The 15,721-nt window shown below is 72.9% G+C and carries 9 protein-coding genes; all 9 read left to right on the plus strand.

The window, feature by feature from the left end; all coding sequences use genetic code 11:
* The first annotated feature begins 8 nt into the window (after positions 1-8).
* Positions 9-1,259 (plus strand): serine--tRNA ligase, encoded by a 1,251-nt coding sequence (gene serS / locus F4556_RS15170; RefSeq protein ID WP_184915551.1) that lies wholly within the window; start codon positions 9-11, stop codon positions 1,257-1,259.
* Positions 1,256-2,230 (plus strand): aldo/keto reductase, encoded by a 975-nt coding sequence (locus F4556_RS15175; RefSeq protein WP_221503614.1) that lies wholly within the window; start codon positions 1,256-1,258, stop codon positions 2,228-2,230. Before serS ends, F4556_RS15175 begins: the two co-directional genes overlap by 4 nt.
* A 192-nt stretch (positions 2,231-2,422) precedes the next feature.
* A complete protein-coding gene (locus F4556_RS15180; RefSeq protein ID WP_184915554.1) occupies positions 2,423-3,376 on the plus strand; it encodes a glycosyltransferase family 2 protein in 954 nt (317 codons plus the stop codon).
* Positions 3,373-4,272, plus strand: a complete 900-nt coding sequence (locus F4556_RS15185) for a phytanoyl-CoA dioxygenase family protein (RefSeq protein ID WP_184915557.1) — start codon at positions 3,373-3,375, stop codon at positions 4,270-4,272. Before F4556_RS15180 ends, F4556_RS15185 begins: the two co-directional genes overlap by 4 nt.
* Before the next feature lie 78 nt (positions 4,273-4,350).
* Positions 4,351-5,667: an MFS transporter gene (locus F4556_RS15190; RefSeq protein ID WP_184915560.1), complete on the plus strand. Its 1,317-nt coding sequence runs from the start codon at positions 4,351-4,353 to the stop codon at positions 5,665-5,667.
* Positions 5,668-5,672: 5 nt separating this feature from the next.
* Positions 5,673-10,529: a non-ribosomal peptide synthetase gene (locus F4556_RS15195; RefSeq protein WP_184915563.1), complete on the plus strand. Its 4,857-nt coding sequence runs from the start codon at positions 5,673-5,675 to the stop codon at positions 10,527-10,529.
* Positions 10,526-11,344: a hypothetical protein gene (locus tag F4556_RS15200; RefSeq protein WP_184915565.1), complete on the plus strand. Its 819-nt coding sequence runs from the start codon at positions 10,526-10,528 to the stop codon at positions 11,342-11,344. Before F4556_RS15195 ends, F4556_RS15200 begins: the two co-directional genes overlap by 4 nt.
* Positions 11,344-14,442 (plus strand): non-ribosomal peptide synthetase, encoded by a 3,099-nt coding sequence (locus F4556_RS15205; RefSeq protein WP_184915568.1) that lies wholly within the window; start codon positions 11,344-11,346, stop codon positions 14,440-14,442. Before F4556_RS15200 ends, F4556_RS15205 begins: the two co-directional genes overlap by 1 nt.
* On the plus strand, positions 14,435-15,718 hold the full coding sequence (locus tag F4556_RS15210) for an ATP-grasp domain-containing protein (RefSeq protein WP_184915571.1): 1,284 nt from the start codon (positions 14,435-14,437) through the stop codon (positions 15,716-15,718). Before F4556_RS15205 ends, F4556_RS15210 begins: the two co-directional genes overlap by 8 nt.
* Positions 15,719-15,721 lie beyond the last annotated feature (3 nt).

Below are 15,721 nucleotides of genomic sequence, written 5' to 3' on the forward strand. Positions count from 1 at the left end.
ACCCCAAGATGATGAACCTGGAACTCATCCGGACCAATCCCGATGCCGTGAAGCGGGCCGCCGCGGCCAAACGGGTCAGCGTCGACATCGACGAGCTGATCGAGCTCGACCAGAAGTCCCGGCGCGCGACCGAGCACCTGGACGGCCTGCGGCACACCCTGAAGACCGTCTCCCGGCAGGTCGGCGCAGGCGGCGAGGGTCGTGAGCAGGCCAAGGCGCTGGGGGACGAGATCCGTGTGGCGGAGCTCGAACAGCGGAACCACCGGGGGCGGCTGGACACGCTGCTGAGCCAGGTTCCGAACATCCTCGCCCCGGAGGTTCCCGAGGGCGACGACGACAGCGACAACCTGGAGATCCGCCGCTGGGGCACCCCCCGGTCGTTCGACTTTCCGAAGCGGGACCACCTGGAGCTGATGCTCGACCTGGGCATGGTCAACCTGGACGGGCCTCGCCAGTTCGCCGGCGCCCGCTCGTACGCCCTCACCGGCCCCGGCGCGATGCTCGAACTCGCCGTCCTGCGCTACGCGATGGACACCGTGGTGGCCAAGGGCTTCACCCCGGTGATCCCTCCCGTGATCGTCCGGGAGCAGGCGCTGTTCGGCACCGGCTTCTTCCCCGGCAGCCGCGAGGAGACCTACCAGCTGCCCGCGGACGACCTGTACCTGGTCGGCACCAGCGAGGTCGGTCTGGTGGCCATGCACAGCGACTCGATCCTCTCCGAGGAGCAGCTGCCGATCCGCTACGCGGGCTGGAGCCCGTGTTTCCGCCGGGAGGCGGGCTCGGCCGGCCGGGACAGCCGCGGTCTCTACCGGGTGCACCAGTTCACCAAGGTCGAGCAGGTGGTGATCTGTCACAACGACCCGGTCGTCTCGGAGCGGGAGCACTACGGGCTGCTGGGCAACGCCGAGGCGATCCTGCAGGGCCTCGACCTGCCGCACCGGGTCGCGCTCGCCTGCTCGGGCGAGACCGGCCTCGGGCAGTACCGCAAGCACGAGGTCGAGACCTGGATGCCGAGCCGGGACAGCTACTCGGAGACCCACTCCTGCTCGACCATGCTCGACTTCCAGGGCCGCCGCTCGCGCATCCGCTACCGCTCGGGCAAGGACAAGATCTTCGCGCACACCCTGAACAACACCGCCGTCGCGTCGCCGCGCATCCTGGTGGCGATCGTGGAGAACTACCAGAACGCCGACGGCACGGTGACCGTCCCCGAGGTGCTGCGTCCGTACATGTACGGGCTGGAGGTCATCTCGAAGTGACCGGGGCCGCTGCTCCGCCGAGGCTGGGGCCGGTGCCGCTGGGCGGCACCGGCGTCCAGATCTCCGAGTTCGCCCTCGGCACGCTCAACTTCGGCCTCCCCGGCCGACCGACCGAGACGGACGCGGGCTGCCGGGCCGTGCTGGACACCTACCAGGAGGCCGGCGGCACGGTACTCGACACCGCGGTGACCTACGCGGACGGCGCCGGGGAATCGGTGCTCGGCCGCCTGCTCCGCGGTCGGCGCGAACAGTTCCTGCTGGGAACGAAGTTCGGCCTGCGCAGTACGGGGCTGCCGTTCTCCGGCGGCCTCTCCCGGCGAAGCCTGGCCGACGCCCTGGAGCGGAGCCTGCGGCGGCTCGACACCGACCGGGTGGACCTGCTCTGGGTCCATGCCTGGCACGACCGCATCCACCCCGAGGAGTTGGTCCGCGCGCTGGACGAGCAGGTCCGGGCCGGCAAGGTGCTGTACGCCGGGATCTGCAACGCCCCGGCCTGGGTGGTGAGCCGGCATCAGACGCTGGCCGCCGAGCGCGACCGGGCACCGTTCAGTGCGATGCAGGTGGAGTACTCGCTGCTCCAGCGCGATGCCGAACGTGAACTGCTGCCGATGGCACGGGCGTTCGGGCTACCGGTGTTCGCCTGGTCACCGCTCGGCCGCGGCCGGCTGGTGGGCGCCGCCGGCCCCGGCGAGCCGCCCCGGACGGCGGCGCTGGCCGGCGCCCTGGAGCTGGCAGGACGGGAGCTCGGGCTCCCGGCCGCCGCGGTCGCCTTGGCCTACGTCCGCGCGAAGGGCCTGATACCCGTCGTCGGGGCGAGCGATCCGGCACAGCTCGGCGCAAGCCTGCGCGGTGCCGGGGCGCCCCTGCCGTCCACCGTGCTGGACCGACTGGACGCAGCGTCCGCCGTCGACCTCGGTTGGCCGCACGACTTTCTGCGCGCCGTGGCCGGCCGAATGACACCGCAGTCATAGTCCGAAATTGACCGGAAAGCCCGGGACGAGCCTCGCTCGTTCCGGGCTTTTCTGTCATTACGAGCATTGTCACAGATTTCCGTGACAGCCATGACTAGTGATATTGACACTCTGGTCATTATGGCAGTAACTTTGCCCCGGGCGGTTGGGCGCCCCAGGCCGCGGATCGTGGCCTGCCATCGGGGAGGAATGATGCGATCAGCTGTCAGCGTGCTCATCCCGGCACGAAACGAGGAACGCACGCTACCTGCGGCTCTGCCCTCGATACTTCGAGCGGCCGACCAACTGGACTGCCCCGTCGAGCTACTGGTCATCACCCCGGCCGACTCGCCGATGCTCCGCAACCCGCCCGTCGACGACCGTCGAATCCGCTGGCTGGCCACACCGCAGCCGGGGAAATTCCGCGCCCTGACCATCGGCGCCGACCAGGCCAGGGGGGACATCCTGATTCTCATCGACGCCGATGTCCGTCCCGAGCCGGGAGCGTTCGCCGCACTGATCGACCCGATCGTCCGTGACACCGCGGACGTCGCCGCCGGCCGGATCGTCCTGGCCAGGTCCGGCAGCACCCTGACGGCCCGTCTGCTGGCCCACTGGTCGGAGCTCTCGATGGAGGCCTGGCACCGGATGCGCGGCCGACACCCCGAACACCGCTGGGCACTCCCCGGCGCGCTGTACGCGCTGCGCCGGGACCTGCTGCCCAAGGCGCTGGAGATTCCGCTGGTGGACGACGCCTCGATCGGCCTCCAGGCCAAGCTCGCCGGGGCCCGGATCGGCTACGCGGCCGACGCCCTGGTGCGGGTGACCGTCCCGGAGACGTTCCGCGAATGGCGGCAGCAGAAGCTGCGCAGCCGCCGGGGCTGGGGAGCCCTGCGCGACCGGCACCCGCAGCAGGTACTGGCCTTCGACCGGAGCTTCGCGACCTGCCTGCGCGAGGTCTCCGCAGGCGACCCGACCGTGCTGCTGATGCGACTCCAGGACAGCGTCCTGCGGCTCGCCGCCCGGCTCGCACCGGACCGGGCCGCCTGCACCACCGGCGCCTGGACACCCCAGCGCTCCGGCCTCCCCGGCCCGGACGCCGCACCGGTCACCCGCCTGGCGGCTCCGACCGGTACCGACACCCACCGAAAGGTCACCACGTCATGACGGGGCACCTGCTGTCCACCCGCGAGGAAGGCCCGAAACTGCTCACCGACGGCCTGGCGGACCTCCGCCGGTCACTGTCCGGGCTGGACCGGCACATCGCCGACCTGGACCTGCTCGGCTACACGGTGATCGAGAACGCCCTCGCACCGGAGACGGTGCAGTCCCTCCGCGACGGCCTGCTCGCCGTCGCCGCCGAGGAGGACGGCGCACGGCCCGACACCGTGACCGGCCTCAGCCACGCGAACCGCACCCAGGAGGTCGTCCTGCTGCTGACCCGGGGCGGGCGGGCGTACGAGGAGCTGTTGCTGACCCCGACCCCGTTGGCCCTGATCACCTACCTGCTGGGGCGCAACCGGGTGCTGAGCAGCATGACCGGCTACCTCAAGGGCCCGGGCAACGCGGCCCTCGGCGTCCATTCGGACACCGCCTACGTCCCCGACCCGCTGCCGCCGTACGCGCAGCTGGCCAACGTCAACTACTGCCTGAGCGAGTACACCAAGGAGGACGGCTGCCTGCGGGTGGTGCCCGGCAGTCACCGCTACTGCCACCGCCCGCGCGGCGACGAGGGCGCGGAGCTGGCCGTACCGGTCGAGGCACCGCCCGGCTCGGCGATCGTCTTCCACGGCAACACCTGGCACGGGGCCTATCCCCGAACCAGGGACGGCCTGCGGCTGACCGTCTCCACCCTGTTCGCGCGGACGTACATGCGCCCGCAGGAGGAGTACGCCAAGTCGCTGGCACCGGAGGTGCTGGACCGGAACCCGGCGCTCTTCCGTGAACTGCTGGGGCTCGACCTGCCGACCGGATGGTCCACCGAGGAGGAGGCCGTCGAGGTCTTCCGCCGACGCAAGGACTACGCCGCCTCGTACTACCGGACCAGGGCGCAGCACACCTGACGTCTGCCCGGCTGGCGTCCCGTCAGCTGATGCCCACTCGGATACCTGCAGGAACGCTGGAGATTGGCGGCAAAGGGAATGACAAACATCGTGACCCGGCTCTCGGCGGGCGGCGGCGCACTGGCGGACGCCACGTTCCGCGCGCTCTGGCTGAGCCGGCTGGTGTCCGCGATCGGCAGCGCCGTCATTCCCGTGGCCATGGCGTTCGCGGTCCTGGAGATCGGCGGCGGCGTCGGCCAGCTCGGCACCGTGCTCGCCTGCGGCGCGGTCACCGAGGTCGTCATGCTGACCGTCGGCGGCGTGTGGGCCGACCGGCTGCCCCGCCGTACGGTCATGCTCAGCACCGAGGCGTTCAGCGGTCTGCTGGCCGGCGGGCTCGGCCTGCTGCTGCTGACCGGCCACGCCCAGGTCTGGCACTTCGGTGCGCTGGCCATGGCCTCGGCCGTCGGTAAGGCGTTCTTCCGTCCCGCCACCGCCGGCCTGGTCTCCGAGCTCGTGCCGCCCCGGCAACTGCAGTCGGCGAACGCGCTGCTCTCACTCTGCCGGAGCGTCCCGGCGGTGGCGGGCCCGGCCGTCGCCGGGTTGCTGGTCGCCCTGGCCGGCCCCGGCTGGGCCTACGTCATCGACGGCGCCAGCTTCCTGTTCAGCGCGCTGCTGCTGGCCACCATCCCGGTGGGCCGCCGGGAGCCCAAGGAGCGGGACAGCTTCTGGAGCGAGCTGCGCGGCGGGGCCGCCGAGGTCACCGGACGGCCCTGGCTCTGGCAGAACCTGCTTTCGCACGGCCTGTGGAACCTGGGCTTCTCCATGCTGTTCGTGCTCGGTCCGACGCTGGTCATGGTGGAGACGTCCGGTTCCGCCGCCGGCACCGGGGCGGCCGGCTGGGCCGCCGTCTCGACCGGCCTCACGGTGGGCGGGCTCGCCGGCGGCCTGCTCGCCCTGCGAATCAGCTGCCGTCGGCCTCTGGTGGTCGCCAACCTGGCCCTGGCCACCGGCGCCGCACCGTTCCTGGCGATGCTGGCCGACGCCCCGATCTGGACCGTCGTGGTGGCGGCGGCGGTCGCCGCGGCGGGCACCGACGTGCTCGGCGCGCTGTGGGACTCCACCGTCCAGCAGCTGGTGCCGCAGGAAAAGATGTCCCGGGTGACCGCCTACGACTGGATGGTCTCCCTCAGCATCACGCCACTGGGCTACGCCCTGGCCGGACCGCTCGCCGAGCACCTGGGGTTCACCCGCGCTCTGCTGGTCCCCGTCCTCCTCATCCTGCTGCCCAGCATCACCCTCGCGTTCCTGCCGGCGATCCGCTCGATCGAGCGGTCCGCCGACGGCACCGTCACCCAGCACCCGGTCGCCCCGGATCAGTCCCTCGAATACCAGACCACCACCCCCGGAAGGTGAGCACCATGAATAGCGGTCACCGGCAGGCGACGCTGTCCGAAGAGTTCGAGCGGGTCGCGCAGGCCCATCCCCGGCGGCTCGCGGTGGTCGACGCCGAGCACAGTCTCAGCTACGAGGAGCTCGACCGGCGCGCCGACCGCGCCGCGTTCGAGCTGCGGGCGAGCGGCGTACCGGCGGGTGGTCTGGTCGGCCTCAGCGCGGGCCGCTCGGTCGACCTGATCGTGGGCATCCTGGCGATCCTCAAGGCCGGGGCGGCCTACGTGCCGCTGGACCCGGCCCTGCCTGCCGACCGCCGGCGCTACATCGTCGAGGACTCCGGCCTGGGCGCGGTGCTGACGGACCGCCAGGACCACGCACCCGACACCGGCCGGGTGCCGGTCGTGTCGCTGACCGGGATCGACCCGGCCGGACCGGTACTGCCCCGGGACGACCGAGACGCCGACGGGCTCGCCTACGTGATCTACACCTCCGGCTCGACCGGGGCGCCCAAGGGCGTGATGGTCGAGCACCGACAGGTGCTGGCCCTGTTCGACGGCGCGGACCAGGAGTTCCGGTTCGGCCCCGACGACACCTGGACGCTCTTCCACTCCTACGCCTTCGACTTCTCGGTCTGGGAGATCTTCGGCGCGCTGCTCCACGGCGGTTGCCTGGTCGTCGTCCCGCAGGAGGCGACCAGGTCGCCCGAGGCGATGTGGAAGCTGATCCAGCGCGAAGGGGTCACGGTGCTCAGCCAGACCCCGTCCTACTTCGCCCGGCTGCTCCAGGCCGACCAGGGCTTCGGCGACGGCCTTCGATACGTGGTGTTCGGTGGCGAGGCCTTGGAGTTCGCCCGGCTCGGCACCTGGTACGAGCGGTACGGCAACACCGGCCCGCTGCTGGTCAACATGTACGGCATCACCGAGACCACCGTGCACGTGACGTACCGTCCGCTCGGCCCCGAGGACGTCACGGGCGTCCGCTCCGTGATCGGCAGGCCGCTGCCGCACCTCACCGTCCAACTGCTCGACACCGAACTGCGGCCCGTCGCGGCGGGGGAGGCCGGGGAGATCTGTGTCGGCGGGGCCGGCCTCGCCCGGGGCTACCTCGGCCGGGAGGAGCTCACCGCGGAGCGCTTCGTCGCCGACCCCCGGCAGCCCGGCGCCCGGCTCTACCGCAGCGGCGACCTCGGCCGCCTGCTGGACACCGGCGAGCTGGAGTACCTGGGCCGGTCGGACCAGCAGGTCAAGGTCCGCGGCTACCGCATCGAGCCGGGCGAGGTCCAGCACTGCCTGGCCCAGCACCCCGCCGTCGCGGACGTGGTGGTCACCACCCGGGACCTGGACGGCTCGGACGCCCAGCTGGTGGCGTACCTGGTCGCCCGCCCCGGCGCGGTACTGCCGCCCGCCGCCGAGCTCCGGGAGCACGCGGGCCGGACCCTGCCCGGCTACATGATCCCCAGCTGGTTCGTACCGATCGACCGGATCCCGGTGAACCACAACGGCAAGCTCGACCGTGCGGCCCTGCCCGACCCGGGCACCGTACGCGCGCCCGGCTCGGCCCCGGACGTCCGGGCGGCCGGCCCGGCCGGAGTCCTGTTGGCGATCTGGCAGGACGTCCTCGACGTCGCCGGGATCACCGTCGACGACCACTTCTACGCGGTCGGCGGCGACTCGATCCGGGCCATCCGCGTGGTCGCCGCCGCCCGGGCCCAGCAGCTCGCGATCAGCGTCGACGACCTGCTGGGGAACCCCACCGTCGCGGAGTTGGCGGCCGCGCTCGACACCCGGGACGACATCCCGGCGGACCCGCGCACCGAGGTCCGGGAGCTGCTGACCGCAGCCGACCGGGCCGCGCTGCCGACCGGGGTGACCGACGCCTACCCGGTCACTTCCCTGCAGATGGGCATGCTCTTCCACACCGACGGCCCCGGGTCCACCGCGTACCACAGCGTCTCCACCGCCACGGTCAACCTCGCCCTCGACGCCGACCGGTTGCGGGCCTGCCTGGGTCGGCTGACCACTCGTCACGAAGCCCTGCGAACCTCGTTCGACCTGGCGAACTTCTCCGTGCCGCTCCAGCTGGTGACGGAGTCCGTGGAGCCGTCGCTCACCGTTGACGACCTCACCGGGCTGCCCTCCGGCGCCCGGGCGGACGCGGTCCGCGCGGTACTGGAGCAGGAGCGGGCCCAGCCGCTCGACTGGCGGTCGGCTCCGATGATCCGGTTCCGGGTCGCGGTGCTCGGCCCCGAGCAGTTCCTGTTCGTCTGGTCCGAGCACCACTCCGTCCTGGACGGCTGGAGCAGCAACTCGCTCTTCGCCGAACTGATCGCCGACTACACCGGGGCGGCGACCACCGAGGGGACGGAACTGCCGCCGCTGCGCGACTACGTGGCGGCCGAGCAGCTGGCGCTGGCCTCCGGCGACAGTCGCTCGTTCTGGTCCGACTACCTGCGTGGCGCTCCGGCGACGGCCGCCGACGGCCCGGCCGCCGAGCAGGCACACGAGGCGGTGCTCGACCTGCCGGCCGACACCTACCAGCTGCTCCAGGAGGCCGCCCGATCGACCGGCCGGACGCCGAAAGCACTGCTCACCGCCGTGGTCGCGGCCGCGATCGGGGTCCACCGCGGCCGGTCGGAGGTGGTCGTCGGCCACGTCAGCCACGGTCGACTCGACCGCCCCGGCGGCGAGCGGGCCCTCGGGCTCTTTCTCAACATCCTGCCGCTGCGGATCGACCTGACGGGCTCCTGGCAGGACCTCGCGGCGTCGGCGAGCGCGGCCGAGCGGGTCACCAACCCGCACCGCCGCTACCCGCTGGCGGCGATCCAGCGGGCGGCCGGCGCGGACTTCCGGCTGGACAACCTGTTCAACTTCACCGACTTCCACCAGCTCGAACCCCTGGTCCGGCAGGGCCTGATCAGCCAGGACGGGGTGGGCAACTCGACCTGGACGAACCTGCCGCTGGTGGTCGAGGCGGAGCGGCGGGCAGCCGACGGCCGGCTGACCGTGACGGTTCAGTTCCAGGCCGCCGAGTGGACCGCCGACGCACGGGCCGCCTTCCTCAGCACCCTGGGCACCCTGCTGCGCCACGCGGTCGAGGAGCCGGCGGCCGTCGCGGTGGCTCCGGTCTGCCTCGAGGCCGAGTCCGGGACCGGGCCCACGGCGGTGGACGACATCGTGGCGCAGGCCGCCACCCGGCCGGACCGGATCGCGGTCGCCGACGGACGGACCGCACTCGGCTACGGCGAACTGGTGCGGCGGACCCGGGCCCTGGCGCTGCTGCTGCGCTCGCACGGTGTCGGGCCCGGCAGCGTCGTGGGCATGTGCCTGCCCCGGACGGTCGACCTGCTGGTGGCCTCGCTCGCGGTGTACTGGACCGGCGCCGCGCTCGTCCCCCTGGAGCCGGACTACCCGCTGGAGCGGCGGCGGTTCACCCTCGACGACGCCGGTGCGGACCTGCTGCTCACCGAGGACACCACCGCCGACCCGGCGGCCGCCCGGCCGACCCTGTCCCTCGGCGGACTCGACTGGGCGAGCCTGCCCGACGACCCCGACTTCGGACCGCTCTGCACCCCGGACGACCTGGCGTACGTCCTGTACACCTCGGGATCGACCGGAACCCCGAAGGGCGTCGAGGTCGCCCACCGCAACCTGCGGGCGATCATGCGGGCGGTGAACCGGACCATCGGGCTTACCGAGCGGGACGTCGTCCTCGGCTGGTCGTCGGTGGCGTTCGACATGGTCTTCACCGAGCACGTCGCCGCGCTGATGGCCGGTGCCCGGGTCGAGCTGCTCACCGACGGCGAGGTGCGCGAGCCGGCCCGGGTCCGGGACCGCTGCCGCGCCACCGGGGTGACACTGATCGAGGCGACGCCGTCGAAGGTGCAGACCCTGCTGGACGCCGGATGGCCGGGCGCCGACACCGTGCTGTGCGGCGGCGAGGCCCTGGCGCCCCAGCTGGCCCAGGAGTTGCTGCGGACCGGCGCGGCCGTTTGGAACGGCTACGGCCCGACCGAGACCACCGTCTACGCCACCCTGTACCGACTGGCCGAGGGCCACCAGGGACCGGTGCCGATCGGCCCACCACTGGCGGAGGTGCCGATCCGGATCGTGGACGCGCTGGGCACCGAGGTGGCCGAGGGCACGCCTGGTGAGCTGTGGATCGGCGGCCCGGGCGTCGCCCGCAGGTACCTCGGGCTGCCCGAGCTGACCGCGGAGCGGTTCGTCGGCGAAGGCCGGGACCGGTACTACCGGAGCGGGGACCTGGTCCGCCGGAACGCGGCGGGTGACCTGGAGTTCCACGGTCGGATCGATCAGCAGGTGAAGATCAACGGCGTGCGGATCGAACTCTCCGAGATCGAGCACGTCCTCGCCGAACACCCTGCGGTCGGCACCGTCGCGGTCCTGCTGGAGGAACGGGCCGGGGGTCCCGGGCTCACCGCCTACGTCGCCGTCGGCACGGTTCCGGTGGACTCGGCGGAGCTGCGCGGCTTCCTCGCCGACCGGCTCCCCGCCGCCATGGTCCCGTCCCGTTGGCTGTTCGCCGCAGCCCTGCCGCTGACCACCGGCGGCAAGATCGACCGCCGTCGGCTGGGCGACCGGCCGGTCACCGCAGCGGCGGTGCCGGTCACCTCTGCCCGACTCTCCGGACCGGACCAGGAGCTCGTCGCCGAGGTCTGGCAGGCCGTCCTGGGAGTGCTGCCGGTCCGTCCCGACGACCGGTTCTTCGATCTGGGCGGGGACTCGCTGACCGCCATGCGCGCGGTCGGCCAGTTCGCCCGCCGGGGCGTCGTGGTGCGGGCCGGCGAGCTGATGGAACACACCACCGTGGCCGCCCAGGCCGCCCTGGCCGCGCGCGGTCGGATCAACGAGGAGGTACCGGCATGACCACCGACACGACCCACCATCTGACGGACCGGCACCTGATCGTCCTGGACTCGGGCCGGATCGGCCGGAACGAGAGCATCCGCGCGGTGCTCGGCGAGCAGCCGGCCGCACTGGGCACGGTCACCGTGCTGGACACCCTCTCGACCGCGGCGGACCCGGTGCTGAGCCGGCGGGCCGCGACTCACCTCGGGACCCTGAGCCCGTTCGTGGCCGAGCCGCTGACCGTGGTCGCCCACTGCATGGACACGGCGCTGGGCTGTGAGCTGGCGGCCGCACTGACGGCCGCCGGGCACGGCCAGCTCCGGATGGTGCTGTTCGCGCCGGCCCAGGCCGACCGCGAGATCCTCCGTGGCCACGCCGGGGAGCTGCTCGGCTCGCTCGGACTGCCGTCGGCTGAGGCCGACGCCTTCCTGGCCGGCCTGTGGGACGGCACCGTGCCGACCCCCGAGGCGCTCCGGTCGACCGGCAGTCGGCTGCACGCACTGGCGCTGGCCCAGGCAGTCGAGTTCGAGCTCGAGGCGGAGGAGGCGGAGGTGTTCGCCACCGAGCTCTGCGAGCGCTACCAGCTGTGGCTGGGTCACCTCGCGGGGCAGGTCGACCACGCCGTCGGCGCCCCGGGCTGCCCGGTCGACGTCATCGGCGACGACCCGGCGGCCGCGCTCGCGGCGGCCACCCGGATCGCGGCCTTCGGCCCGGCCCGGGCCCACCACGCCGCCGACCCGTTCGACTTCGCCGGCCCGGAGCTCCGGGACCTGTTCCACCGGATCCTCACCCTCCCCGCCCCGGGAGCCGACGCGACCGTACGGAAGGCATGATGACCACCGCGACCTCGGCCCAGCAGGAGCTCTGGCACCTCGACCAGTACGCGGCGGCCGGCCCCGTGCTCAACGTCCCGCTCGCCTGGCGCATCCTCGGTGACCTCGACCAGGTGGCCCTGGCGGCCGCGATCCACGCCGTGGTCGCCCGGCACGAGGCGCTGCGGACGGCCTTCCGTCCGCAGGACGACATCCCGGTGCTGGACGTGCGCCCGCCCGCCGAAGCGCTCCTGACGGTCCGGCAGCTGACCGGCCCGGCCGACCTGCCCGAGCTGCTGGCCGCCTTCTACGCCCGGCCGTTCGACCTGTCCTCCGGACGCCCGCTGGCCGCCTTGCTGCTCCGGCTGTCCGACGGGGAGAGCGTGCTCGCCCTGAACGTGCATCACGCCGCGATCGACGCGTGGTCGACGGGCATCGTCGAGGCGGAGCTCGGCGCGGCCTACCGGCTCGCCCACCGGGACCAGCCCCTCGACCTGACGACCCGTTACTCCCTGGCCGAGGTGGTGGAGGAACTCAACGGCCGGCACGGATCGGCGGCCTGGGCCGCCGACCTGGCCCACTGGGTGACCCAACTCCGCGACGTACCGGGCGTTGTGGCGCTCCCCGGCGCCCTCGACCGCGACGACGGCGCCGGCTTCACCGCCCAGCAGATCCGCCGCCGCCTGCCGGACGGGGTACGGCAGAAGCTGACCGCACTCGCCCGGGAACTCGACGCCACGGAGTTCCAGCTGCTGTTCGCCGCGTACGCCGGCCTGCTCGGCCGCTGGGCCAACCGCGACGATTTCGTGCTCGGCGTCCCGATGGCGGACCGCTCGTCCGAGATGCTTCAGGGCGCCGTGCTGTTCGCCACCAACGTCGCCCCGATCCGGGTCCGACTGGCCGACGACCCGACGTTCGCCGAGCTGGTCGGCCGGGTCCGGCGCCAGCTGATCGACGCCATCGGCCGAACCTCGACACCGCTGTCGGAGATCCTCCGGGCCGTCAACTCCGGGGCGAGCGAGGACGTGGCCGGGCTGGCCGGACTCGCGATGACCTACCGCAACCGACCCGGCCAGGGGCTCGGGCTCGACGGCCTGGTGTGCGAGCCCTACCCGGTCTCCACCGGCCGCTCGCTCTACCAGCTCGCCTGCCACATCGAGCACGGCGACGACGGTCTGGTGGTGCAACTCGAGGGCCGGGCCCTCGACCAGGATCAACTGGACGGGCTCTGGCAGCGGCTGGTCGCCGTCCTGGCGGCGGTGACGGACCATCCGACGGCGGCGCTGTCGAGCTGGCCGACCGGGCTGGCCGGTGACCTGCCGGACCGCGCGGCCGCAGCCCGACCGGAGACCGGGACGGTGGTCGACCGGTTCCTGCGGACCGCCGCAGAACTCCCGCAGGCCGTCGCCGTGGCCGACCCGGAGCAGCAGCTCAGCTACTGGCAGCTCCGCCGCCAGGTGCAGGCGGTCGCAGGCCGACTGACCGAGGCCGGCCTGCGACCGGGCGAGGTGGTGGCGGTGTGTGTCGGCCGAGGCGTCGGCGCCGTCGCGGCCCTGCTCGGGGTGATGCACGCCGGCGGTGTCTACCTGCCGGTGGACAAGGCCTGGCCGGCCGGCCGGCTGGAGACCGTACTGGTCGACGCCGAGGTGCGGTTCGCGGTGCACGACGAGGGGACGGCGGGTCACCCCGGGCTGGCCGGCGTGCTCGGCCTGCCGGTGTGGGGGGACGCCGCCACGACGCCGTCCGCGCCCCGGGCCACCGGCGCCGACCCGGCGTACCTGCTGTACACCTCGGGCTCGACCGGCCGGCCCAAGGGCGTCCTGGTCGGTCACGCGGCGCTCACCCAGCTGGTGGGCACCGTGCACCGGGCGGCCGGCGCCACCTTCGTCGAACGGGTGCTCGCCACCACGACCACCACCTTCGACATCTCGCTGGTCGAGCTGCTGCTCCCGGTCACCACCGGCGCGACCTGCGTGCTGGCCGACGAGGACACCGTCCGTGACCCGATGCGGCTCGCCGAGTACATCGCTGCGGGGCGCATCGACTTCGCCCAGGCGACTCCGACCCTCTGGGGCGCGCTGCTGGAGCACCTGCAGGTGCGGATCCCGGTCACCGTCTGCGCCGGTGAACCGCTCGGCGGCGCGCTGCGCGACCGCCTGCTGGCGGCGAGCGGGTACGCCCTGAACGGCTACGGACCCACCGAGACCACGGTCTACGCGACGCTCTGGCCGCTGGCGGAAGGCGTACCGGTATCGATCGGCGCACCGATCGCCGGCACCACCGCCTGGGTGCTGGACTGCTGGAACCGGCCCTGCGCGACGGGGGCGGTGGGCCGGCTGTTCCTCGGCGGGGCCGGGCTGTCCGAGGGCTACCTCAAGCGCCCCGAGCTCACTGCGGAGAAGTTCCTCGACGGGCTCCCGGGGGTCACCCCCGACCGGGTCTACGACACCGGTGACCTGGCCGCCTGGGGTCCGGACGGCCTGCTCTACCTGCACGGCCGGGAAGACGGCCAGATCAAACTCCGAGGGTTCCGGATCGAGCTCGGTGAGATCGAGTCCGTGATCGCCCGCACCCCGGGCGTGTCCGCTGCGGCCGTGGTCCCCTACGTCCAGGGCCAGGGCCAGCAGGGGCTCGCGGCGTTCGTCCGCGCGACCGGGCCGACCGCCGACGTCGCCGACGTGCTGCCGGCCGAGCTGGAGCAGCGCATCCGCGCCGTACTGGCCGAGCAGCTACCCGAGTACATGCGCCCCCGGGTCGTCCTGCCGATCGGCGAGCTGCCGCTCACTGGCAGCGGCAAGGTGGACCGGAAGGTGCTGACCGGGCGGATCGAGGCCGCCCCGCCCCGGCCGGCCGCCACCGTCCCTGCCGTTGCGACCTCTCCGCTGCACGCGCAGGTCACCGCGCAGTGGCGGGAGTTGCTCGGGGTGCCGCAGATCGGCGAGAGCGAGAGCTTCTTCGACCTCGGCGGGGACTCGATCGGCGCGGCCCGGCTGGTCGCCCGGCTGCGCCGGACGTTCGGGACAGCGATCCCGCTGCGCTCCTTCGTCCAGGACCCGACCGTGGACGGCGTGGTCCGAATGATCCGTTCCGAACCGTTGGAGAGTGCTGTCCATGCGTGAAGGCAGGAAGCCCCGGCTGGCCGTCGTCTACGACTACGGTGCGGCTGCACCGACCCAGATCGCCAAGGCGCTCCAGCCGTTCGCGGACCTGCGGTTCGTGGTGCCCCGGTCGGAGCACGTGCGCGGCACGCTGCCGCTGCTGGAGGAGTACGGTCCGGTGACCATGCTCGACCGGGCGATCGCCGGCGGGTCACTGCCCGAACCGGCCGACGGCATCGTCACCTTCAGCGAGCGGATGCTGCCCGCCACGGCCCAGCTGGCCGAGACGCTCGGCCTGGAGTTCCACACCCCGGACTGCGTGGTCGGGCTGACCGACAAGCAGCGGCAACGTGATCTGGTCGCCGCGGCGGGCATCGACTCGGTGCGCTACCGGCTCGCCCACGACCCGGGCGAGCTGGCCACCGCCCTGGCCGAGGTGGGGGCTCCGGCGGTGGTCAAGCCCAAGCGCGGGGAGGGCAGCAACCACGCCTACCCGGTGCACGGCGAGGCCGACGCCGCTGTGGTCCTCCGGCTGTTCACCGACGACTGGCCGGTGGACGGCACCGGCCGGCCGCTGGTGCTGATCGTCGAGGAGTTCCTGGCGGACGCTCCGGCCCGCACCGGGATCGGGAACTACGTCTCGGTCGAGAGCGCGGTGGTCGACGGGGTGCCCACGCAGCTCGCCGTCACCGGCAAGTTCGCGCTGGCCACACCCTTCCGGGAGACCGGTCAGTTCTGGCCCCCGCTGATGGACCGTCAACTGGAGCAGCGGACGGCGGACCTGGCCGGAGCCGCGATCGTCGCGCTCTCGGTGCGCAGCGGCATCTGCCACACCGAGATCAAGCTGACCCCGTCCGGCCCCCGACTGATCGAGGTGAACGGCCGGCTGGGCCGGGACATCGCCGAACTGGCCCAACGCTCGGTCGGCACCGACATCATCGCGCTGGCCGGGCGGATCGCCCTCGGCCACCCGGTGTCGCCTGCGCCGCTCCGGCCGGGCCAGGTGCACTTCCAGTTCCACCACCCGTCCCCGAAGGCGGCCCGCACCGTCCACGAGGTGGCCGGGCACCAGGCCGTCGAGGCGCTGCCCGGCATCGACAGCTACCGCCGGGTCCAGCTCCCCGCGCCGGTGTCGGACGTCAGCACCTCCCACTTCGACGTGCTGCGGGGCTCGGCGGACTCGCACCGGGAGATGGCGGACCTGATCGACCGGGCCAGCGGGCTGCTCACGTTCAGCTTCTCCGGTGACGGCGAGGACGCCAGGGTCATCGGCACCGAGCTCCACCAGTTCGCGTAGGAA

The sequence above is a fragment of the Kitasatospora gansuensis genome, from assembly GCF_014203705.1.
In the GTDB taxonomy this organism is placed as follows: Bacteria; Actinomycetota; Actinomycetes; order Streptomycetales; family Streptomycetaceae; genus Kitasatospora; species Kitasatospora gansuensis.